The organism is Stutzerimonas sp. FeSN7 (assembly GCF_030263795.1).
Classification (GTDB): Bacteria; Pseudomonadota; Gammaproteobacteria; order Pseudomonadales; family Pseudomonadaceae; genus Stutzerimonas; species Stutzerimonas stutzeri.
Genome location: NZ_JARPMN010000001.1, coordinates 3780151 through 3799393 on the forward strand (window position 1 = coordinate 3780151; position 19243 = coordinate 3799393).

Annotated in this window: 26 protein-coding genes; 8 read left to right on the plus strand and 18 right to left on the minus strand. The window is 66.7% G+C overall.

The window, feature by feature from the left end; genetic code table 11:
* Positions 1-9 precede the first annotated feature (9 nt).
* The 12 genes from P5703_RS17980 to nrdR form a co-directional block, all read right to left on the minus strand.
* The gene (locus P5703_RS17980) at positions 10-810 is read right to left on the minus strand and encodes a cobalamin-binding protein (protein WP_125882538.1); all 801 of its coding nucleotides are present in this window, start codon (positions 808-810) and stop codon (positions 10-12) included.
* Entirely contained in the window at positions 810-1217 is a 408-nt protein-coding gene (locus P5703_RS17985; protein WP_019406521.1) for a hypothetical protein, read from the minus strand. Before P5703_RS17985 ends, P5703_RS17980 begins: the two co-directional genes overlap by 1 nt.
* A complete protein-coding gene (gene ribA / locus P5703_RS17990; protein WP_017244894.1) occupies positions 1214-1831 on the minus strand; it encodes a GTP cyclohydrolase II in 618 nt (205 codons plus the stop codon). The genes P5703_RS17985 and ribA overlap by 4 nt, the downstream gene beginning before the upstream one ends.
* A gap of 123 nt (positions 1832-1954) precedes the next feature.
* Positions 1955-2602 carry a retropepsin-like aspartic protease family protein gene (locus P5703_RS17995; RefSeq protein ID WP_014595800.1) on the minus strand — a complete coding sequence of 216 codons (648 nt, stop codon included), beginning with the start codon at positions 2600-2602 and terminating at the stop codon, positions 1955-1957.
* 89 nt (positions 2603-2691) lie between these two features.
* On the minus strand, positions 2692-3189 hold the full coding sequence (locus P5703_RS18000) for a phosphatidylglycerophosphatase A family protein (RefSeq protein WP_011912031.1): 498 nt from the start codon (positions 3187-3189) through the stop codon (positions 2692-2694).
* 51 nt (positions 3190-3240) lie between these two features.
* Positions 3241-4203, minus strand: coding sequence for a thiamine-phosphate kinase (gene thiL / locus P5703_RS18005; protein WP_279641329.1), 963 nt, complete (start codon positions 4201-4203; stop codon positions 3241-3243).
* Positions 4204-4215: 12 nt separating this feature from the next.
* Positions 4216-4701, minus strand: coding sequence for a transcription antitermination factor NusB (nusB, locus tag P5703_RS18010; RefSeq protein WP_011912029.1), 486 nt, complete (start codon positions 4699-4701; stop codon positions 4216-4218).
* On the minus strand, positions 4698-5174 hold the full coding sequence (gene ribH / locus P5703_RS18015) for a 6,7-dimethyl-8-ribityllumazine synthase (protein WP_011912028.1): 477 nt from the start codon (positions 5172-5174) through the stop codon (positions 4698-4700). The genes nusB and ribH overlap by 4 nt, the downstream gene beginning before the upstream one ends.
* A gap of 59 nt (positions 5175-5233) precedes the next feature.
* A complete protein-coding gene (gene ribBA, locus P5703_RS18020; protein WP_218422232.1) occupies positions 5234-6313 on the minus strand; it encodes a bifunctional 3,4-dihydroxy-2-butanone-4-phosphate synthase/GTP cyclohydrolase II in 1080 nt (359 codons plus the stop codon).
* 11 nt (positions 6314-6324) lie between these two features.
* Positions 6325-6987 (minus strand): riboflavin synthase, encoded by a 663-nt coding sequence (locus P5703_RS18025; RefSeq protein ID WP_011912026.1) that lies wholly within the window; start codon positions 6985-6987, stop codon positions 6325-6327.
* A gap of 537 nt (positions 6988-7524) precedes the next feature.
* Entirely contained in the window at positions 7525-8625 is a 1101-nt protein-coding gene (ribD, locus tag P5703_RS18030) for a bifunctional diaminohydroxyphosphoribosylaminopyrimidine deaminase/5-amino-6-(5-phosphoribosylamino)uracil reductase RibD (protein ID WP_125842094.1), read from the minus strand.
* Positions 8622-9089: a transcriptional regulator NrdR gene (gene nrdR, locus P5703_RS18035; RefSeq protein WP_003304016.1), complete on the minus strand. Its 468-nt coding sequence runs from the start codon at positions 9087-9089 to the stop codon at positions 8622-8624. The genes ribD and nrdR overlap by 4 nt, the downstream gene beginning before the upstream one ends.
* A gap of 113 nt (positions 9090-9202) precedes the next feature.
* Here nrdR and P5703_RS18040 point away from each other — a divergent pair, with 113 nt between their 5' ends.
* From P5703_RS18040 to thpR, 3 genes are read left to right on the plus strand one after another with little or no spacing between them, the layout of a single operon-like run.
* Positions 9203-9628, plus strand: a complete 426-nt coding sequence (locus P5703_RS18040) for a YbaY family lipoprotein (RefSeq protein ID WP_014595795.1) — start codon at positions 9203-9205, stop codon at positions 9626-9628.
* Complete coding sequence (locus tag P5703_RS18045; RefSeq protein ID WP_014595794.1) at positions 9625-10278, plus strand: class I SAM-dependent methyltransferase; 654 nt, start codon at positions 9625-9627, stop codon at positions 10276-10278. Before P5703_RS18040 ends, P5703_RS18045 begins: the two co-directional genes overlap by 4 nt.
* A gap of 15 nt (positions 10279-10293) precedes the next feature.
* Positions 10294-10815: an RNA 2',3'-cyclic phosphodiesterase gene (gene thpR / locus P5703_RS18050; RefSeq protein WP_125842092.1), complete on the plus strand. Its 522-nt coding sequence runs from the start codon at positions 10294-10296 to the stop codon at positions 10813-10815.
* A 19-nt stretch (positions 10816-10834) separates the two neighbouring features.
* Here the strand turns inward: thpR and yedF are convergent, their stop codons facing one another.
* Both yedF and yedE read right to left on the minus strand, forming a co-directional pair.
* Positions 10835-11074: a sulfurtransferase-like selenium metabolism protein YedF gene (yedF, locus tag P5703_RS18055; RefSeq protein ID WP_013981735.1), complete on the minus strand. Its 240-nt coding sequence runs from the start codon at positions 11072-11074 to the stop codon at positions 10835-10837.
* Positions 11043-12269, minus strand: a complete 1227-nt coding sequence (yedE, locus tag P5703_RS18060; RefSeq protein WP_084898956.1) for a selenium metabolism membrane protein YedE/FdhT — start codon at positions 12267-12269, stop codon at positions 11043-11045. The genes yedF and yedE overlap by 32 nt, the downstream gene beginning before the upstream one ends.
* A gap of 206 nt (positions 12270-12475) precedes the next feature.
* Here yedE and trxA point away from each other — a divergent pair, with 206 nt between their 5' ends.
* Entirely contained in the window at positions 12476-13345 is an 870-nt protein-coding gene (gene trxA / locus P5703_RS18065; RefSeq protein ID WP_013981733.1) for a thioredoxin, read from the plus strand.
* Here trxA and P5703_RS18070 read toward each other — a convergent pair.
* Positions 13339-13725, minus strand: a complete 387-nt coding sequence (locus P5703_RS18070; protein WP_014595791.1) for a hypothetical protein — start codon at positions 13723-13725, stop codon at positions 13339-13341. The genes trxA and P5703_RS18070 overlap by 7 nt on opposite strands.
* Before the next feature lie 95 nt (positions 13726-13820).
* Here P5703_RS18070 and P5703_RS18075 point away from each other — a divergent pair, with 95 nt between their 5' ends.
* From P5703_RS18075 to P5703_RS18090, 4 genes are read left to right on the plus strand one after another with little or no spacing between them, the layout of a single operon-like run.
* Positions 13821-14447, plus strand: a complete 627-nt coding sequence (locus P5703_RS18075; RefSeq protein ID WP_285588620.1) for a DUF2796 domain-containing protein — start codon at positions 13821-13823, stop codon at positions 14445-14447.
* Between the two features lie 17 nt (positions 14448-14464).
* On the plus strand, positions 14465-15172 hold the full coding sequence (locus P5703_RS18080) for an ABC transporter ATP-binding protein (RefSeq protein ID WP_285588623.1): 708 nt from the start codon (positions 14465-14467) through the stop codon (positions 15170-15172).
* Positions 15173-15175: 3 nt separating this feature from the next.
* A complete protein-coding gene (locus P5703_RS18085; RefSeq protein ID WP_053528049.1) occupies positions 15176-16441 on the plus strand; it encodes an ABC transporter permease in 1266 nt (421 codons plus the stop codon).
* Positions 16442-16449: 8 nt separating this feature from the next.
* Positions 16450-16962 carry a DUF3299 domain-containing protein gene (locus P5703_RS18090; protein ID WP_218422229.1) on the plus strand — a complete coding sequence of 171 codons (513 nt, stop codon included), beginning with the start codon at positions 16450-16452 and terminating at the stop codon, positions 16960-16962.
* Between the two features lie 51 nt (positions 16963-17013).
* Here the strand turns inward: P5703_RS18090 and P5703_RS18095 are convergent, their stop codons facing one another.
* From P5703_RS18095 to P5703_RS18105, 3 genes are read right to left on the minus strand one after another with little or no spacing between them, the layout of a single operon-like run.
* Entirely contained in the window at positions 17014-18105 is a 1092-nt protein-coding gene (locus P5703_RS18095) for a tetratricopeptide repeat protein (RefSeq protein ID WP_285588630.1), read from the minus strand.
* A gap of 1 nt (position 18106) precedes the next feature.
* The gene (locus P5703_RS18100) at positions 18107-18820 is read right to left on the minus strand and encodes an energy transducer TonB (protein WP_125873043.1); all 714 of its coding nucleotides are present in this window, start codon (positions 18818-18820) and stop codon (positions 18107-18109) included.
* The gene (locus tag P5703_RS18105) at positions 18820-19233 is read right to left on the minus strand and encodes an ExbD/TolR family protein (protein WP_013981725.1); all 414 of its coding nucleotides are present in this window, start codon (positions 19231-19233) and stop codon (positions 18820-18822) included. The genes P5703_RS18100 and P5703_RS18105 overlap by 1 nt, the downstream gene beginning before the upstream one ends.
* Positions 19234-19243 lie beyond the last annotated feature (10 nt).

Here is a 19243-nt window from a genome sequence, read left to right on the forward strand (position 1 = left end):
CGCGCCCGCTCAGGGCGCTGCCGCCATCACCTGGCAGAGCTTCCGGATCGCACCCAGCATCTGGAAGCTTGGCCGCTCCAGCCCCTTGTCGGGCACTTCAAGCAGGCGACCGCTGCGCACTGCACTGAGCTGCGGCCAGGCCTTCCACTCATCCAGCTGCGCACCGCTACCGGCCAGAATGATTTCAGGATCACGGGCAAGCACGGCTTCGATGCTGACCTGCGGCGCCGCCAAGGTCAGGTCGGCGAAAACATTCTGCCCACCACACACCTCGATCGCTTCGCTGATGATCTGCTGCCCGCCGAGGGTATACAGCGGGCGATTCCAGATCTGATAGAACACCCGCAGCGGCTCGGCGCGCGTGTAGTTGCTGCGTAACTCGGCGAGTCCTGTACGAAAGCGCTCGGCCAGTCGTTCGCCTTGTTCGGCGCGGCCCACGGCATTACCTACCACGACGAACTGCTCGGCCAGCCCTTCGAGACGGGTTTGCTCGACAACCAGCACGGGAATACCGAACTGCTGCAGCTGCTCGCGCTGGCTGCGCGGCACGCTGTCCGGCCAGAGCAGGACCAGATCGGGGCGCAGGCTGAGCAAGGTCTCCATCTCCACCTGTCCATAACGCCCCACCGACGGTACCTGAGCCAGGGCAGCGGGACGTTCGCCGCCGTCCAGCACACCGGCCAGGCGGTCTACGGCATCGAGTTCCAGCATGATTTCGCTGAGCGAGGGCGCCAGGCTTACGACCCGCTGCGCGGCAACCGCAGGCAACGTAGCCAGCAGTGCCAGGGCGGCCAGCAGCAGGAGACGCATCAGTGCAGCTGCCGCGGAATACGGTAGAGCACCAGCAGCACCAGGCTGCCGAATACCAGCAACAGGCGGGCGACCGACTCCATGCCCAGCAGAGCCCCGGCGGCCGCGAACCAGGCCGGCAGCGACGCGATCAACAGGCCGCGTCGGCGAACGCGGCGCAAACGCGCCCAGGCTTCCGCCTCGGCAGGACTGTCCAGCGCCTGCTCGGTGGCGATCAGTGCGTGTTTGAAGGCGGTGAAGGCCCGCAGGCTGAAGAACAGCGAAACCATGCCAGCAGCGAAGAGCGGTAGCCCCCAATCGGCAAACACCACCGATGCGCGCCCGAGCACCAACACAGGCAGCACCATCAGCAGCGTATGCAGCCAGCCGTCACGCGCAAGCTGGCGGCGGGCGGCGACGCGGCTCACGACTGCTCGGCTTCGCCCTGGTGGATCTCGCCGAGCATATGACCGAGCTTGCCGGCCTTGGTCGCGAGATACTTGCGGTTGTGCGGGTTGTGCGCGATCTGCAGCGGTTTGCGCTCGGCCACGCGGATGCCGAAGCCCTGCAGCGCCTTGACCTTGCGCGGGTTGTTGGTCATCAGCTTGATTTCGCCGATGCCCAGATGCTCGAGCATCGGCAGGCAGATACCGTAGTCGCGCATGTCCGGGGCGAAGCCCAGGCGCTCGTTGGCCTCGACGGTATCGGCGCCGGCATCCTGCAGCTCGTAGGCGCGGATCTTGTTCAGCAGGCCGATACCACGGCCTTCCTGGCGCAGATAAAGCAGTACGCCGCGTCCTTCGTCGGCTATCGCGCGCAGCGCCGCTTCCAGCTGAAAGCCGCAGTCACAGCGCAGGCTGAACAGCGCATCGCCGGTCAGGCATTCGGAATGCAGACGCCCCAGCACCGGCTTGCCATCGGCCACATCGCCGAGGGTCAGCGCGACATGTTCCTTGCCAGTGTCCTGGTCGAGAAAACCATGCATGGTGAACACGCCGAACGGCGTCGGCAGTTGGGAAGCGGCGACGAACACGACAGACACGGGCGGAAATCCCAGGCGGCAGAAAAGCGGACATTGTAACACTAACTGCGGGCGAATCAGGCGCGAGAGTTTCGCCGACGAGCGCGCCGATACTGCCGTCCAGACCGGCAACCCGGTCGGCGCTCAGGTCGTCTTCGACTCCAGCACCAGCACGCCCTGCTCCTCGCGCCAGCTGACGCGCCCGAGAAAGCTCATGCCGAGCAGCGCGTCGGTGGGCGAACCGCCCTCGACGACGACAGCCTCGACGCCGAGCACTTCGATCGCCCCGACCTTGACGCTGTTCAAGTGCACGCGCCAGGCCTTGGCCGTGCCGCTGGCAGTGCTCACTACCATCGCCCGACCGTTGACGCGGTAGTCGATGCCCAGCCGGCGGGCCTGGTGCTCGTTGATCGCCACCGAGGTGGCGCCGGTGTCGACGAGAAACTGGATCGGCTGGCCATTGATCGCACCGGCGATCCAGTAATGGCCGCCGGTACCCTTGGCCACGCTCAGCTGGGTCTTGCTCGGCGCCGCGTAGGCGCCGCTGTATTCGCGGCTCAGGTTGTAGTGCCGCTCGACGCCGTCGACCCTCAGCACCGCGCCGCTGGCATCGGCACTGACCACCTGAACGCCGCCCGGCCCGGTCTGCCCGACCTTGACCAGCTTGCGCTGGCCGTCGACGTTGACCACCGCCGCACCGGGAAACAGCCCGACCACCTGCACCATTGAGGCGGCCTGTGTCAGCGCGGGCAGCAGCAACAGGCCGGCGAACAGAACGGGGATGCTACGCATGGCTATTCCTTCCTCGAAACCTGGCCGCCCGGACCGGAGCCGCCGATCATCCACCAACCGTCAGCGGCCTGCAGCGACCGGACGCACAATCAAACCAACAGCGCCACCAGCCCCTGCATGACCGCCCAGGCGGCGACCCCGGCAAGGATATCGTCGAGCATGATGCCCACCCCGCCATGGATATGCCGATCCACCCAGCTGATCGGCCACGGCTTGGCGATATCCATCACGCGAAACACCACGAAGCCGAGCAGCAGCCAGTACCAGCCCTCCGGCACCAGCCAGAAGGTGATCCAGATACCCACGAATTCGTCCCAGACGATGCCTTCGTGGTCGTGCACGCCGAGCTCGCGCGCCACCTTGCCGCACAGCCAGACGCCGAACAGCATGGTCAGGCCGAGCATCAGCAGATAGCCCCAGCCTGGCAGCAACTGCCACAGCGGCACAAACGGCAGCGCTACCAGCGAACCCCAGGTGCCCGGCGCCTTGGGCATCAACCCGGAGCCAAAGCCGAACGCCAGGTTGTGCCAGGGGTTGGACCAGACCAGGGTTTGCGGCTTCGCCGCGACCGGTGAGGTATCAGTCAAAACAGCGTTCCTTATCGGGTCGGAGGCAAGCGGCTGCTCTCGCAGCGGCGCTTACGCATTGAAATGGTTGTAGCCCCGCTCGGAGACGGGCACTTCGTTGCCCGCTGCATCGATCAGCTGAACACCCTCCCCTGCCATCACCCGGCCGATGACCTGCACCGGCCAGCCGGCAGCCTGCAGCGGCGCCAGCTCGGCAGGCGGCAGGGTGAAGGCCAGCAGGTAGTCGTCGCCGCCAGCCAGCGCGCAACGCAGCGCTTCGGCGTCGCCGGCGAAACGGCGCAGCGGCTCGGACAACGGCAGCCGATCACGCTCGATCTGCAGCGCGACGCCTGATGCCTTGGCAATATGCTCGCAGTCAGCCAGCAGGCCGTCGGAGATATCCAGCGCCGCCGTGGCCTTGCCTCGTAGCGCCTCGCCCAGGGCCAGCTGCGGTTGGGGTGACCAGTAACGCGCCAGCAGGTGTTCAGCGACATGCGCATCGGCTTCGGCCTGCCGCAACACCAGCGGCAACGCGCCGGCTGCCTCGCCCAGCACGCCGCCGACGCAGAGCAGATCGCCTACCTGCGCGCCGGACCGAACCAGTGCCTGCCCGGACGGCACGCGGCCGAACACGGTGACAGTCAGGCTCAGCGGGCCACGGGTGGTATCGCCGCCAATCAGACGCAGGCTGCAGTCGAGCGCCATCGCATCCAGTCCGCGGGCGAACTCGGCGAGCCAGAGCGGATCGCCGCTCGGCAGGCTCAGGGCAAGGGTGAAGCCGATGGGTGTGGCGCCCATGCCGGCCAGGTCGCTGGCGGCGACGGCCAGGGCGCGCTGGCCGAGCAGGAACGGATCGCAGGGATCGGGGAAATGCACGCCGGCGACCAGGGTGTCGGTGGACACGGCCAGCTGTTCACCGGAGGGGATCTGCAGCAGGGCGCAATCATCGCCGATGCCGAGAACGACTTCGCCGCCGGCCCTGGCACAAGCGGCGGCGGCGAAGTAGTGACGGATCAGCTCGAACTCACCCAGCAAGGCGAGCGGCCCTCAGCGCTTGTGGTTGCGCACTTCGGCGCTGCGCAACGATGGGGCCAGCTTGTCCAGCACGCCGTTGACGAACTTGTGTCCGTCGGTGGCGCCGTAGACCTTGGCCAGCTCGATGCCTTCGTTGATGACCACGCGGTACGGCACGTCGATGCGCTGCATCAGCTCGTAGGTCGACAGGCGCAGGATGGCCAGCTCCACCGGATCGAGCTCGTCCAGCGGACGGTCGAGATTCGGCGCAATGGCCTGGTCGACCTCAGTCTTCTTGCGCGCCACGCCGTTGAGCAGTTCGTGGAAGTAGGCACCGTCGACACCGCTGAAATCGTTGTCGACGCGGAACTGCGCCTCGATCTCGTTGAGGCTCTGACCGGCCATGTGCCACTGATACAACGCCTGCATCGCCAGGCTGCGAGCGACCCGGCGCGTGGCGATCTTGCCCTTGGCCTTGGGCTGCGGAGCGTCCTGGCTATCGTCGTGATTCAGGCTCACTTCGCCTCCAGCTGCGACAGCAGGCTCACCATTTCCAGTGCGGAGAGTGCGGCTTCGGCGCCTTTGTTACCGGCCTTGGTGCCGGAACGCTCGATGGCCTGTTCGATGGAATCGACGGTCAGCACGCCAAAGGCGACCGGTACGCCGAACTCCATGGAGACCTGGGCCAGGCCCTTGGTGCACTCACCAGCGACGTATTCGAAGTGCGGTGTGCCACCGCGGATGACCGCGCCGAGGGCGATGATGGCGTCGTATTCACCCTGCTGCGCGACCTTCTGCGCGACCAGCGGAATCTCGAAGGCACCCGGTGCGCGGATGATGGTGATGTCGTTTTCGCTGACGCCGTGGCGAACCAGCGCGTCGACCGCGCCGCTGACCAGGCTCTCGACGACGAAGCTGTTGAAGCGGCCTACGACCAGGGCGTATTTGCCCTGCGGGGCGATGAAGGTTCCTTCGATGGTCTTCAGGGGCATGGGTGCTTTCTCATCTCTTTAAAGAACGAAGGCGCCGCGGACTGCGCGGCGCCTCTGATTTATTCGGCCGGGAGGTATTCTACAACTTCCAGATCGAAGCCGGATATCGCGTTGAACTTCATCGGCGCGCTCATCAGGCGCATCTTGCGCACGCCCAGGTCACGCAGGATCTGCGAACCGGCGCCGACGGTGCTGTAGGTGGCCGGGGTCGGCGGCTGCTGACGGGTCAGCTGCGCCAGCAGCTGCGGGCCGGTGAGCGGATTGCCGAGCAGCAGCACCACGCCCTTGCCGGCCTTGGCCACCTCGCTCATCGCAGCGCGCAGGCTCCAGCGCCCCGGCACGGTGACCAGCAGCAGATCACGCAGCGGCTCCATGTTGTGCACGCGCACCAGGGTCGGCTCTTCCGGGGAAATCTCACCGCGGGTCAGTGCCAAGTGCACGGTGTCCTCGACGCCGTCGCGGTAGGTGACCAGGTTGAACTGGCCCAGCTCGGTTTCCAGCGGCTGCTCGGAAACCCGCTGCACGGTGCGCTCGTGGATCATGCGGTAGTGGATCAGGTCGGCGATGGTGCCGATCTTCAGCCCGTGCTGCTCGGCGAAGACTTCCAGCTCAGGACGGCGCGCCATGGTGCCGTCGTCGTTCATGATCTCGCAGATCACGCCGCTGGCCTCGAACCCGGCCATGCGCGCCAGGTCACAGGCAGCCTCGGTGTGGCCGGCACGCGCCAGCACGCCGCCCGGTTGCGCCATCAGCGGAAAGATGTGGCCGGGGCTGACGATGTCCTCGGCCTTGGCGTTCTTCGCCACCGCGGCCTGCACGGTACGCGCGCGGTCAGCCGCGGAAATGCCGGTGGTCACCCCTTCGGCGGCCTCGATGGAAACGGTGAACTTGGTGCCGAAGCCCGAGCCGTTGCGCGGCGCCATCAGCGGCAGCTTGAGCAGCTCGCAGCGTTCGCGGGTCATGGGCATGCAGATCAGGCCGCGGGCGAAGCGCGCCATGAAATTGATGTGCTCGGCGGTCACGCACTCGGAGGCGACAATGATGTCGCCCTCGTTCTCGCGATCCTCGTCATCCATGAGGATGACCATCTTGCCGGCGCGGATGTCTTCGATCAGTTCTTCAGCGGTATTGAGCGCCATCGGGCGTCTCCTCAATTCTTCAGGTAGCCGTGCTCGGCGAGAAAACCTTCGGTGAGCCCCGAGGCCTTGGGTTCGGCGGCCTTGTCGCCCATCATCAGGCGCTCCAGGTAACGCGCCAGCAGGTCGACCTCCAGGTTCACCTGCCGCCCGGGGCGGTAGTCGGCCATGATGGTTTCGCCGAGGGTGTGCGGCACGATGGTCAGCTCGAATTCGGCGCCATTGACCGCATTGACCGTGAGGCTGGTGCCGTCCACGGTGATCGACCCCTTCAGCGCAATGTACTTGGCCAGCTCGCGCGGCGCGCGGATGCGGAACTGCACGGCGCGGGCATTATCTTCCCGCGCCACGACCTCGCCGACACCATCGACATGGCCGCTGACCAGATGACCGCCGAGGCGGCTGGTGGGGGTCAGGGCCTTTTCCAGGTTGACCCGGCTGCCGGCCTTGAGATCGATGAAGGCGGTGCGCGCCAGAGTTTCGCGGCTGACGTCGGCCCAGAAGCCGTTACCCGGCAGCTCCACCGCCGTCAGGCAGACGCCGTTGACGGCGATGCTGTCGCCCAGCTTGACGTCGCCCAGATCGAGCTTGCCGGTTTCGACCAGCACGCGGACGTCGCCGCCCTTGGGTGTGAGCGCACGGATGGTGCCGATGGCTTCGATTATTCCGGTGAACATGTGGCCTCCCGTGGAAGGCGGATAAAACGCTGCATACGACGAACTCCTGTTTTTGAAAAACAGGGCGCTACGGATCGATAGGGATGCATGACGGGTGCACGGACGGCGCCCATCGGAATATCCCGCTCTCTCTCATCCGGACTATACCGTCGGCCCCGGAATCACACCGGGTCTGCTGACCTTGCCGAAGCAAGCGCTCGCGGGCTAGACGCGATTGAAAGCTACTGCGCGCAGAGCATGCTGCGTTGTGCTCCTCCTCGAAGTGCTCATTTACCAAGGCCTCGCTGCCCCCAGTAAAGCCCGCCTTCTCGTCGAATCACGCCTTGCCTGCTCAGCGCTCGCTACGCTTTCATCCTTGTAACTGCGCCATTACCGCCGGTGGGGAATCGCACCCCGCCCTGAGAACGTTGGGCCGTTTGCGGCCCGGCAGCGTTTTTAACACAAATAGCGACGCGGGGCAGCCCGTTATCGCCCGGTAGCAGCTATCTGAATGCAAGACGCAGGCTATCGGCGGACACCGCCGACACGGGTTGCCGATCAGTTGGCCGGGCGCGCCACGATCTTCCAGTCGTCGCCCACCGCACGGATGTCGACGATCTTCAACTCGCGCGCCTCGCTCATGCGCTCGAGCGGAAGCTCCAGCAGCGGCCGCGCCGAGGAGCCGAGAAACTTGGCCGCCATGAACAGCTGGTACTCGTCGATCAGGCCGAGGCTGGCGAACGCACCGACCAGCCGCGGTCCGGCCTCGACCAGCACCTCGTTGGCACCACGGGCAGCCAGCTCGCGCAGCAGCGCGGCCAGGTCGACCCGCTCCTGCCCCAGCACCAGCGCCTCGTGACCGGCGCGACGATAGGTCTCCTCGCAGCCGGCGACCACCGTGACGACCAGCGCCGGACCGGCCTGAAAGAACGGCGCATCCAGCGGCACGCGCAGCCGACCATCGACCAGCACCCGCAGCGGCGGGCGCTGCAGCGCCAGCGCAGTGGTTTCCGCATCCAGCCCCAGTTCGGCGCCGCGCACGGTCAGCCGCGCGGCATCCATCAGCACGGTGTCGGCACCGGTCAGCACCACGCTGGAGCGGGCGCGCAGGCGCTGCACCTCGGCACGCGCCGCCGGGCCGGTGATCCACTGGCTCTCGCCGCTGGCCATCGCGGTGCGCCCGTCCAGGCTCATGGCCAGCTTGGCGCGCACGTATGGCAGGCCGCTTTCCATGCGCTTGATAAAGCCCGCATTGAGTTCCCGCGCCTCGCCTTCCAGTACGCCGCTGGCAACTTCGATACCGGCGCTGCGCAGCCGCTCCAGACCGTTCCCGGCGACCTGCGGATTGGGGTCCTGCATGGCCGCCACCACGCGCCCGACCCCCGCCTTGACCAGCGCTTCGGCACAGGGCGGCGTGCGCCCGTAATGGCTGCAGGGTTCGAGGGTGACGTAGGCGGTGGCACCGCGGGCGCGCTCGCCCGCCTGGCGCAGCGCATGGACTTCGGCATGCGGCTCGCCGGCGCGTACGTGCCAGCCCTCACCGACCAGTTCGCCATCGGCGACGATGACGCAACCGACCCGTGGGTTCGGATGGGTCGAATAAAGCCCCTTGCGCGCCAACTGTAGCGCCCGGGCCATCCAGGCGTGATCGGCCGTCATTCGGGCTTGGCCGGCTCGCGGGACAGCCGCTCGATTTCCTCGCGGAACTCGTTGAGGTCCTGGAAGCGGCGGTAGACCGAGGCAAAGCGGATATAGGCGACCTCGTCGAGCTTCTGCAGCTCGGCCATCACCAGCTCGCCGAGCACGCGCGACTTGATCTCGCGCTCGCCGGTGGCGCGCAGCTGATGCTTGATATGGGCGATCGCAGCTTCCAGGCGCTCGACGCTGACCGGGCGTTTTTCCAGCGCACGCTGCATGCCGGCGCGCAGTTTCTGCTCGTCGAACGGCTGGCGACTGCCGTCGGATTTGATCAGTCGCGGCATCACCAGCTCGGCGGTTTCGAAGGTGGTGAAGCGCTCGCCACAGGCCAGGCACTCGCGGCGGCGGCGCACCTGATCGCCCTCGGCGACCAGGCGGGAATCGATGACCTTGGTGTCATGGGCACCGCAGAAGGGACAATGCATGGGGCTGGAATCGGTCGTACGTCGGGACGGCCATGGTAGCGCATCCGACCGGCAAGACAAGGCGACGGCTTTGCTGCTATACAAGCCCGCAATCGCCGTTCAGGAGGCCGTCCGTGCCATCACGTTTTCTCGTTCTGCCCGCCCTGCTGACGCTGCTCGCCGGCTGCGGCAGCCAACCCAGCGAACCACCGACGGCTCCCGTCGAGCTGAGCACCGCACCCCATTCCAAACTGCTCAACGAACTGAGCGGTAGCCTGATCGGCGCACCGGCCGGCAGCGACGTGGAGCTGGCCCTCTTGGAGGTCGATCGTCGCGACCAGCCCGACCGCCTGCTCAGCAACGTGCAGCTCAAGGGCCGCGACGGTGAGCTGCCGTTCATCCTCCAGTTCAACCCCGACGCCTTCCCGGCCGGCCAGCGCGTCGAGCTACGCGGCCGCGTCACGCGCGCCGGCCAGCTGATCATGCGCCTGCCGCCGCGCACCATATCGAGTGCGGCCAGCCAGGCGCTCGGACCGCTGCAGCTGGTTCCGGCACCGTGAGCGCACCGGCGCAGCTGCAGGCCGCGCTGCACGAATTGCTGGGCGATGCCCGCCTGGTCGCCGAGACGCTGCCGGACACCGAGCTGCGCCTCTGGCTGATCGATGCGGCCAACATGGATCGCGCCTTCAGCCCCGAAGAAACCCGGCGCATTCTCGACGAGCCACCCTATTGGTGCTTCTGCTGGGCCAGCGGACTGGTCCTGGCCCGCTGGCTGGCCGAGCGCCCGGACTGGGTGCGCGGCAAGCGCGTGCTGGATTTCGGCGCGGGTTCCGGCGTAGCCGCCATCGCCGCGGCCAAGGCAGGAGCCGCCGAGGTGGTGGCCTGCGACCTGGACCCGCTGGCACTCGCCGCCTGCCGGGCAAACGCCGCGCTCAACGGTGTCGAGCTACGCTATTCGCAGGACTTCTTCGGCGAAGCGGATCGCTTCGATCTGATCCTCGTCGCCGATGTGCTCTACGACCGCGCCAACCTGCCGCTGCTGGACCAGTTTCTCAGCCGCGGCCGGGAAGCGCTGGTGGCCGACTCCCGCGTGCGGGACTTCGCCCATCCGCTGTACCGGCGCCTGGACGTACTCGATGCATGCACCTGGCCGGATCTGGCAGAGCCAGCGGAGTTTCGCCAAGTAAGCCTCTACCACGCGACGCGCTAGCCATACGGAGACACCATGAGCGAGGAAAGTCTGCGCCTGTTCTTCGCCCTGCCCTGCCCGCCCGAGCAGGCGACGGCCATCTGCGCCTGGCGTGACGGCCAGGCATTCGACGGGCGCCCGGTGGCCGAGGCCAATCTGCACATGACCCTGGCCTTTCTCGGTGCCCAGCCGAAGGAGCGGCTGGATGCGCTGCTGACCATGGCATCAGGCATCGAGGGGACGGCATTCGACCTCCGGCTGGACCGGCTCACCACCATCGGCAAGGGCTTCATCTGCCTGCAACCGAGCACTACGCCGCAGGCCCTGTCGAGGCTGGTCGCTACCCTTGCCGAGCATCTGGCCGCGCTAGGCGTGGTGCTCGACAGCCGGCCCTTCCTCCCGCACCTGACGCTGGCTCGCCAGGCCCGCAGCCGACCGAGCGGCGCCGCGCCGGGCTTCGCCTGGCACGCCGACCACTTCGGCCTCTATCTGTCGACGGCAACGCCGGGTGGCGTGCGCTACGACGCGCTGGGACGCTGGCCGCTGGCAGCGCCATAGCGACCGTCACATGGCCTGCTCAGCGCGGCACTTCGATGAGAAAGCGGAACAGCGGACCGTGCTGCTCCACCGCCAGGCAGTTGTAACCCTTGGCCGTGGCGTCCTCGGGAATGCCGTGCACCGACTGCGAACAGTCCGTCACCACTTCCAGCAACTGCCCTGGTTGCATGGTCGCCAGGGTTTCCAGCGTGGCGATGGCGTTATACGGGCAGTGCTCGCCCCGCAGATCAAGCGAGAGATTCGGTTTGGCCTGGCTCACGGGCAGGACTCCTTTTCGGTTGGAAACGACGTGCGTTGAGGTGCACCAGCAACATGGCGACGGCCAGGCCGGCAAAGGTCAGCAGCAATCCGCTGGCCGGGCCGAAGCTCTCCAGCAGATTGATCTTCGGATAGGGCAGCGCCAGCGACGTGCCCAGCTGGTCCCAGTACACCGCCACCAGCGTGCCGCCGATGACGTTGCCGACGCCCACCACCCAGAAGTGCACCTGCCCTTCCATGGCGCGATACATCCAGCCGGTTTCGCAGCCACCGGCGACGACAATGCCAATGCCGAACAGCACGCCGCCGAGAATCGCGTTCGGCCCCATCCAGAAAATCTTCGGGCTTGCCCCCAGCGCGATGGCGCCGAACGTACCGACGCAGGCCACCGCCATGCCGAGCAGAATGCCGTAGGCAGCGCGGGTTCGGCCGGTGGTCCAGAGGTCGCGGGCGGCACTGGTGAAGCAGATCTGCGCCCGCTCGATCAGCCCGCCGAACAACAAGCCGAACAGCACCGCCATGCCCAGCACCAGCGAGGTATCGAAGCGCCAGGCGGCGAATGCGATGGCCAGCACCGCCACCCCGGTGCCGAGGCGCGCCTGCAACGAGGCCCGCCGCCGCGTGCCTTCCACGTCACCGAACAGCGAACTGGCTTGGCTACCGACCTTCAGCGGCGTGCGCAGCCAGGGCAGCAGGCAGATCTTCACGCCGATCCAGGCGCCGCCCACGGTGGCCAGCATGAAGGCCCACGCATGCAGCGAGAACATTGGAATGCCGGTGAAGAAGGCCGCCAGGTTGCAGCCCATGGCCAGGCGCGCACCGAAGCCGGCGATGATGCCGCCGATCAGGCCCTGCAGCAGGCGACGTCTGCTGGTCGGCCAGCGCAGGCTGACGTTGTTTGCCCACAGCGCCGCACAGAGCGCGCCAAGCAGCATGCCGATGATCATCACGCCGTCGATGCGATCGAGCGGCGTACCGGCCAGGCCGATCAGCTTGAAATAGCTCCACTCCTGCGGGGTGTAGCCGAACCAGGAAATGATGTGCCCACCCCAGCGGGTGAATTCGCCGGTGACGGCCCAGAAGGTTCCGGTGATGGCGAAGTAGTAGGCGGAGGCGACGCCCAGCGCGACGAGCGCCGGCAGGGGCGACCAGAAGCGCACGAGATAGCGCTCCCGGAAATCGGAGAGAACGGACATGTGAAGCTCCTTATGACGCGCGACTGCAAACGCCGCACCGGTCTAGGAAAAGGGTTTCGCCTCGGCGGCAGGATCGCTGCCGTAACGCCGAAGGCGGCGCAACCTTAGTCCAATGACATCCGTCGCGCGAGCCCTTGCTTCCTGCATGCCGCGCCCCCACTTACCATGCACAGCTTCCCAGTCACCCGTCGCCGACGAGAATTCCGATGAGCCAGACGCCCTATATCTTCGATGTCACCACCGCCAGTTTCGAACAGCTGGTGCTCGAGAACTCGTTCCACAAGCCGGTGCTGGTGGATTTCTGGGCCGAATGGTGCGCGCCATGCAAGGCGCTGATGCCCTTGCTGGCGAAGATCACCGAGGAGTACCAGGGCGAGTTGCTGCTGGCCAAGGTCAACTGCGACATCGAGCAGGAGGTCGTTGCCCGCTTCGGTATCCGCAGCCTGCCGACCGTGGTGCTGTTCAAGGACGGCCAGCCGGTGGACGGTTTCGCCGGTGCGCAGCCGGAATCCGCGATTCGCGCCATGCTCGAGCCCCATGTACAGGCCCCGGCATCGCCGCAGGGCAATCTGCTGGAAAGCGCTGAGGCGGCCTTCGCCGAAGGCCGTTTTGCCGAGGCAGAGGCGCAGCTGCAGCAGCTGCTCAGCGAGGACAACGAGAACGCCGCCGGCCTGATTCTGTACGCGCGCTGCCTGGCCGAACGGGGCGAGCTGGGCGAGGCGGAAACCGTGCTCAATGCCGTGAAGGGCGATGAGCACAAGCAGGCGCTGGCCGGCGCGCGCGCGCAACTGACGTTCCTGCGTCAGGCCAATGACCTGCCCGATGCCGCCACGCTGAAGAGCCGCCTGGCGCAGAACGGCGAGGATGACGAGGCGGCATACCAGCTGGCCGTCCAGCAGCTGGCGCGGCAGCAGTATGAAGCGGCGCTGGACGGGCTGCTCAGACTGTTCGTGCGCAACCGAAGCTATGCCGACGGGCTGCCGCACAAGACCCTGCTGCAGGTCTTCGACCTGCTCGGCAACGACCATCCGCTGGTGACGCTGTATCGCCGCAAGCTCTATCAGGCGATCTACTGATCCCGGCCGCCGCTGGTGGCGAGTCCGTCAGCGGGCTCGCCGATCCAGTGATAGCAGGCCGAATCGGCACCATGCTCGACCCGTACCTCATCGCAATGACGCAGCCGCACCAGCAACCGCTTGGCCAGCTGCGCGCTCCCGGTGATCGCCTCCAGCTCGGCGAACAACTGCGGCCCTTCCAGCGTCCCGGCACTGCGCAGGCATTCCCGGGCGCTGTGCCAGAGCGCATCGGCCGGCGGCGATGCCGCCGTTGCAGGCCGCCCGGCCGAGCTGATCTCGACGGCGCCCAGCCCACGCGCCAGGCCCGACCAGTCCTGCTCGCCCAGTTCGATTTCCAGATCGACCGGCCAGTCCCCTATGCGTCCGCGGATTCGGATCATGCTGTCCCTCCTGAAATATGCATTCATGCTCACATGCACGGGCCGCGCTGGCCAGCCAAGCGGCAAAGTTGTTATAACGTAACGGACCCTTGCCAATGGAGCTGACCATGCGCCACTTACTGCTCGCCGTACCCGTGCTTCTGTTGCCCCTGAGCTACAGCCAAGCACATGCAGATCATCATCACGAACATGAAGAAGCTGCCAGCCTCGGCGCCCACGAACATGGTGCGGCTCGCCTGAATGCCGCGTTGGATGGCAAGCGTCTAGAACTTGAGTTCATCAGCCCGGCCATGAACCTGGTCGGCTTCGAACACGCACCTGCCACGCCAGCGGACGAAGCGAAGATCGCCGAGGCGCGGAGCCAGCTGGAGCAACCGGCAGCGTTGTTCGGCCTGCCGACGGCCGCCGGCTGCTCGGTCAGCGAGCAGCACCTGCATGGCGAACTGCTCGGTTCGGCCCACGCCGGTTACCAGCGCCGCGACCAGGACGATGACCACCAGCACGAACACAGCCATGCCGCCGCAGACGAACACGGCGGCCACAGTGATATCGAGGCAAGCTACCAGTTCGATTGCAGCAATCCGGGGTCGCTCCAGGCGCTGGATCTCAAGGGCCTGTTCGAACGATTCCCCGGCACGGAGAAGATTCAGGTACAACTGATCGGCCCCAACGGCCAACAGGGCGCGGAACTGACCCCGGCGCGCACGCAGCTGCCTTTCTGAACCGGCACTGGACATCGATGACCGCTCCACTTCTCGCAATCGACAACCTCGGCTTCGCCTGGCCACGCCAGGCCGAGCTGCTGGACATCCCCTGCTTTCGCCTCCAGCGCGGCGAGAGCCTGTTTCTCAAAGGCCCCTCGGGCAGCGGCAAGACCACCCTGCTCGGTCTGATCGGCGGCGTGCAGAAGGCCGCGCGCGGCAGCGTGCGCCTGCTCGACCGTGACCTCGGCAGCCTGTCGGCGGGCGCCCGTGATCGCTTCCGGGTCGATCACACCGGCTACATCTTTCAGCAGTTCAACCTGCTGCCCTTTCTCTCGGTGCGTGAAAACGTCGGTCTGCCCTGCCATTTTTCGCGGCTACGTGCCGAACGTGCGCGCAAGCGGCACGGCAGCACGGACGCCGCCGCGGCCAGCCTGCTGGAGCACCTGGGGCTGGCACCGGAGCTGTTCGAGCGGCGGGCCGATGCGCTCTCCATCGGCCAGCAGCAGCGCGTGGCTGCCGCCCGAGCGCTGATCGGCCAGCCCGAGCTGGTCATCGCCGACGAGCCGACCTCGGCACTGGATGCGGACAGCCGCGAAGCCTTCCTGCAACTGCTGTTTTCCGAGTGCCGGGCGGCGGGTGCCAGCCTGCTGTTCGTCAGCCATGATCAAAGCCTCGCACCGCTGTTCGACCGCAGCCTGTCGCTGGCCGATCTCAATCGCGCCGCACGCGCGCCGGAGTGCTGAGCGATGTATCTACTGCGCCTGGCCCTGGCGAGCCTGAACAATCGCCGCTTTACCGCCCTGCTGACTGTATTCGCCATCGCGCTGTCAGTGTGCCTGCTGCTCGCCGTCGAACGGGTACGCAGCGAAACCCGCGCCAGCTTCGCCAGCACCATCAGCGGCACCGATCTGGTGGTCGGCGCCCGCTCCGGCTCGGTGAATCTGCTGCTCTATTCGGTGTTTCGCATCGGTAACGCGACGAACAACATCCGCTGGGAAAGCTACCAGCACTTCGCCGAACACCCGCGTGTCGACTGGGCAATCCCGATTTCCCTCGGCGATTCCCATCGCGGTTATCGAGTGATGGGCACCAGCAGCGCTTATTTCGAGCATTACCGCTACGGCCGCAAGCAGCCGCTGCAGCTGGCCGAAGGCCGCGCCTTCGAAAGCGACCCGTTCGAGGTGGTGCTGGGCGCCGAAGTGGCCAGCGCGCTGGGCTACCGGCTCGACGACAGTATCGTGCTGGCCCATGGCATCGCCCGGGTCAGCCTGGTGCAGCACGACGACAAGCCGTTCCGCGTGGTTGGCGTGCTGCAGCGCACCGGCACTCCTGTCGACCGCACCCTGCACATCAGCCTGGCCGGCATGGAAGCGCTGCACATCGACTGGCAGAACGGCATGCCGGCGCGCGGCGCCGCACGCATCGACGCCGAGCAAGCGCGTGGCCTAGATCTTCAGCCACAGCAGATCACGGCGTTCCTGCTCGGCTTGAACAGCAAGGTCGCCACGTTCACCCTGCAACGGGAAATCAACCAGTACCGCGGCGAACCGCTGCTGGCGATCCTGCCCGGCGTTGCCCTGCAGGAACTCTGGAGCCTGATGGGCACAGCCGAGAAGGCGCTGTTCGTGGTCTCGCTATTCGTCGTGCTGACCGGGCTGATCGGCATGCTGACGGCGATCCTCACCAGCCTCAACGAACGTCGCCGGGAGATGGCGATCCTGCGCTCGGTGGGTGCTCGCCCCTGGCATATCGCCGCGCTGTTGATCATCGAGGCCTTCGGTCTGGCGCTGGCGGGCACGCTGCTGGGGCTGGCCCTGTTGTATGCAGGAATCGCCATCGCACAGGCGCCGCTGCAGAGCCTGTACGGCCTGTATCTGCCGCTGGCCTGGCCGAACGCCTATGAGTGGAGCCTGCTTGGCGCTATTCTGCTGGCCGCGCTGCTGATGGGCAGCGTGCCGGCCTGGCGGGCGTATCGCCAATCGCTTGCCGATGGCCTGTCGATCCGACTATGAGGAAGCCCATGCCACGCCTGCTGTTCGCCCTGCTCCTGGCCTGCGCGCTGCCCCTGCACGCGGCTGAAGTCCGTCTGCTGCAATGGTCGGAGCTGATTCCGGAAGGAGCCCCTCCGCCGCCACCGCCGCTGGCGATACATGACATGTCGCAGCTGGCCGATGCGCTCGCCGCCGAGGCCGGCCCGGCCGCGGCACAGCAGTCGCCGGCCGCGCCGGTGGTCGAGGCGCTCGATGGGCAGATGGTGAAGTTGCCAGGCTATATCGTGCCGCTGGACATGACCGACGAAGGGCGCTTCATTGAGTTCCTGCTGGTGCCCTATTTCGGCGCCTGCATCCATGTGCCACCACCGCCGTCCAACCAGATCGTGCATGCCACCAGTGAACTGGGCGTGCGGGTAGAAGCGCTGTACGAGCCGTTCTGGATCGAAGGGCCCATGCGCGTCGAGCATGCCAGCAGCGAGCTGGCAGAGGCCGGCTACCGCATGCAGGCGCAGAAGATCTATCCCTACGAGTTGCAGTGACCAGCAGGCGCAGGACGACGGCGATAGCGATCGCCGTGGTCGCCACGCCAATCAGCGGACGCTGGCGACCTGCCGTTCGCGCTCGAAGCTGAGCTCACCTTCAGCCCACTCCCGCCATTCGCGCACCCGGCGACGCTCCGCTCCGGCTCGCTCCGCCTGTTTCAGCGCTTCGAGCCCGGCCTGCCAGCGGGCCTGTTCCAGTTCGAGCTGTGCGACATTCATCCAGAACTTGGCGCTGCCGGTCTGGGTCGCCAACTGCCGATAGATCTTGGCGGCTTCGGTACGCTCACGTGCCTGCCACCAGAGCATGCCCATGCGTTCCTGACGTTGCGCATTGCTCGGCAGCAAGCGCGAGGCAAGCATGCCTTCCAACAGCTTGGCGCCCTGCCAGGGCTGGCCGGCGGCACTGGCCAGCGCGACCAAGTTGTCCAGCTCGGCCTCAGTGAAGCGCAGCCCCTTGGTGTGCGCCGCCCGTAGGGTAGCCAGCGCGCGATCCTCGGCACCGGCCAGCTGCTGAAGACCGGCGAGCTGCCGCCAGGCCTTGACCTGATCGGGATGGCGCAGCAAGAGTTTCTGTTGCCAGCGTTCGGCGGCCTGATAGCGTTTGAGTTCGGCATTGCCGGCGACCAGGAACTGCAGCCAGTTGTCGCCGGCTTTCGGATTGGCCTGCACGTAACGCTCGGCCAGCGGCAGGGCCTTGGCATGCTGACCGAGCCCCTGATAGGCCTGCACCAGCATCTGCAGGATCTCCTCGTCGGCCTGATTGGCCGAGCCCAGCAGGCTGACGACCTTGGCATAGAGCCCCTCGACCAGGTTCAGGCGTGCCAGATTGAGGCGCTCGCCGGCCAGCAGTTGCTCGTCCAGCTTGCCGCTGGCCACGGCCTTGTCCAGCCACTCCAGCGCCTGCCGGTTGTTGCCTTCGGCCCAGGCCAGATAGCCTCGGCTGCGCCAGAGCAAAGCCTCTTCGTTGCTCCCCGGCTTGGCGCTCGCGCCGTCCAGCGCCTTGCGTGCAGCCGCATAGTCGCCCTTGCTCTGCGCGGTCTGCGCTCGCTCGAGCGCCATGAACACGGCCGGGTCGATGGCCTGGGCAGCCTGGACCGAAGCAGCGAGGGAAAGGGTCAGCACAAGCAGCAGACGAAGCATTTCAGCGTTCTCCTTGCAGGCGGAAGTGCAGGGTTTTAACGGCTTCTCGGGATACCGGCGCACCGTTCTCGGTGCGCGGGGCGAAACGCCAGCGGGCCGCGGCACGCCGGGCCTCGCGATCGAACACGTTGCGTGGTGACGCCTCCAGTACGCGGATGTTCTCCACCCGCCCCTGGGGATTGATGGTGAAGGCAAGCTTGATATGGCCCTCGATGCCCTGCTGCCGGGCGCGATAGGGATATTCCGGGCGCACGTCGTTGAGCGGCATGACTTCCTGCTCGGGGCCACCCGGCTTGCCAGCCGCCTCGACCGCCGCGCTAGCCGGTGCCGGAGCGGCCGCAGGCGTGCTCTGCGCAGCGGTCAGGCCGGACAGGCTGGGCGCCGGCGCGGTCGCGACCGAAATGCCCGCATCGATGCTCGGCAGATCGAGGTCGAGCTTCGGCAGGTTGGCATCCGGCGCGGCCATGTTCGGCGTCGGAGGCGTCGGCGGTTGCGGCGTCTTCGGCTGTGGCGGTTGCGGCGCCTGCTGGCGAGTGCGCGTGGCGCTGTCTTCGTTGCGCCCATCCATACGCACGAAATTGGCGATGGCCAGCGGGTCTTCCTGAATCTTGCTACGCGGTGGATTGACCATGCTCAGCATCAGGGCGAACAGCAGCAGCGCCACCACGCAGGCGGCGACGAAAGCCAGACTGAAACGGACCAGCCGCGGTTGCATCAGCGCGACCCCGTGCTGGCAGCCAGCGCCACGTCCTGCACGCCGGCCTGGCGCGCCTGGTCCATCACCTGCACCACAAGGCCGGTGCGGGCATCCTGGTCTGCCTGGACAACCACCGCGCCCTCGGGCTGATCCACCCGCATCCGCTCGACATGGGCGCGGACGCTGCGCACGTCCACCGCCTGCTTGTCGATCCAGACCTGCCCATCGGCGGTGACGGCGATAAGGATGTTGCCCTTGTCCTGCGTGCTCGCGGTATCGGCCTGCGGGCGCTGGACCTCGACACCCGACTCCTTGATGAAGGAGCTGGTGACGATGAAGAAGATCAGCATGATGAAGACCACGTCGAGCATCGGCGTGAGATCGATGCCGGTGTCTTCTTCCTGCTGGTAATGGTGACGACGCATACGCATCCCGCTAATC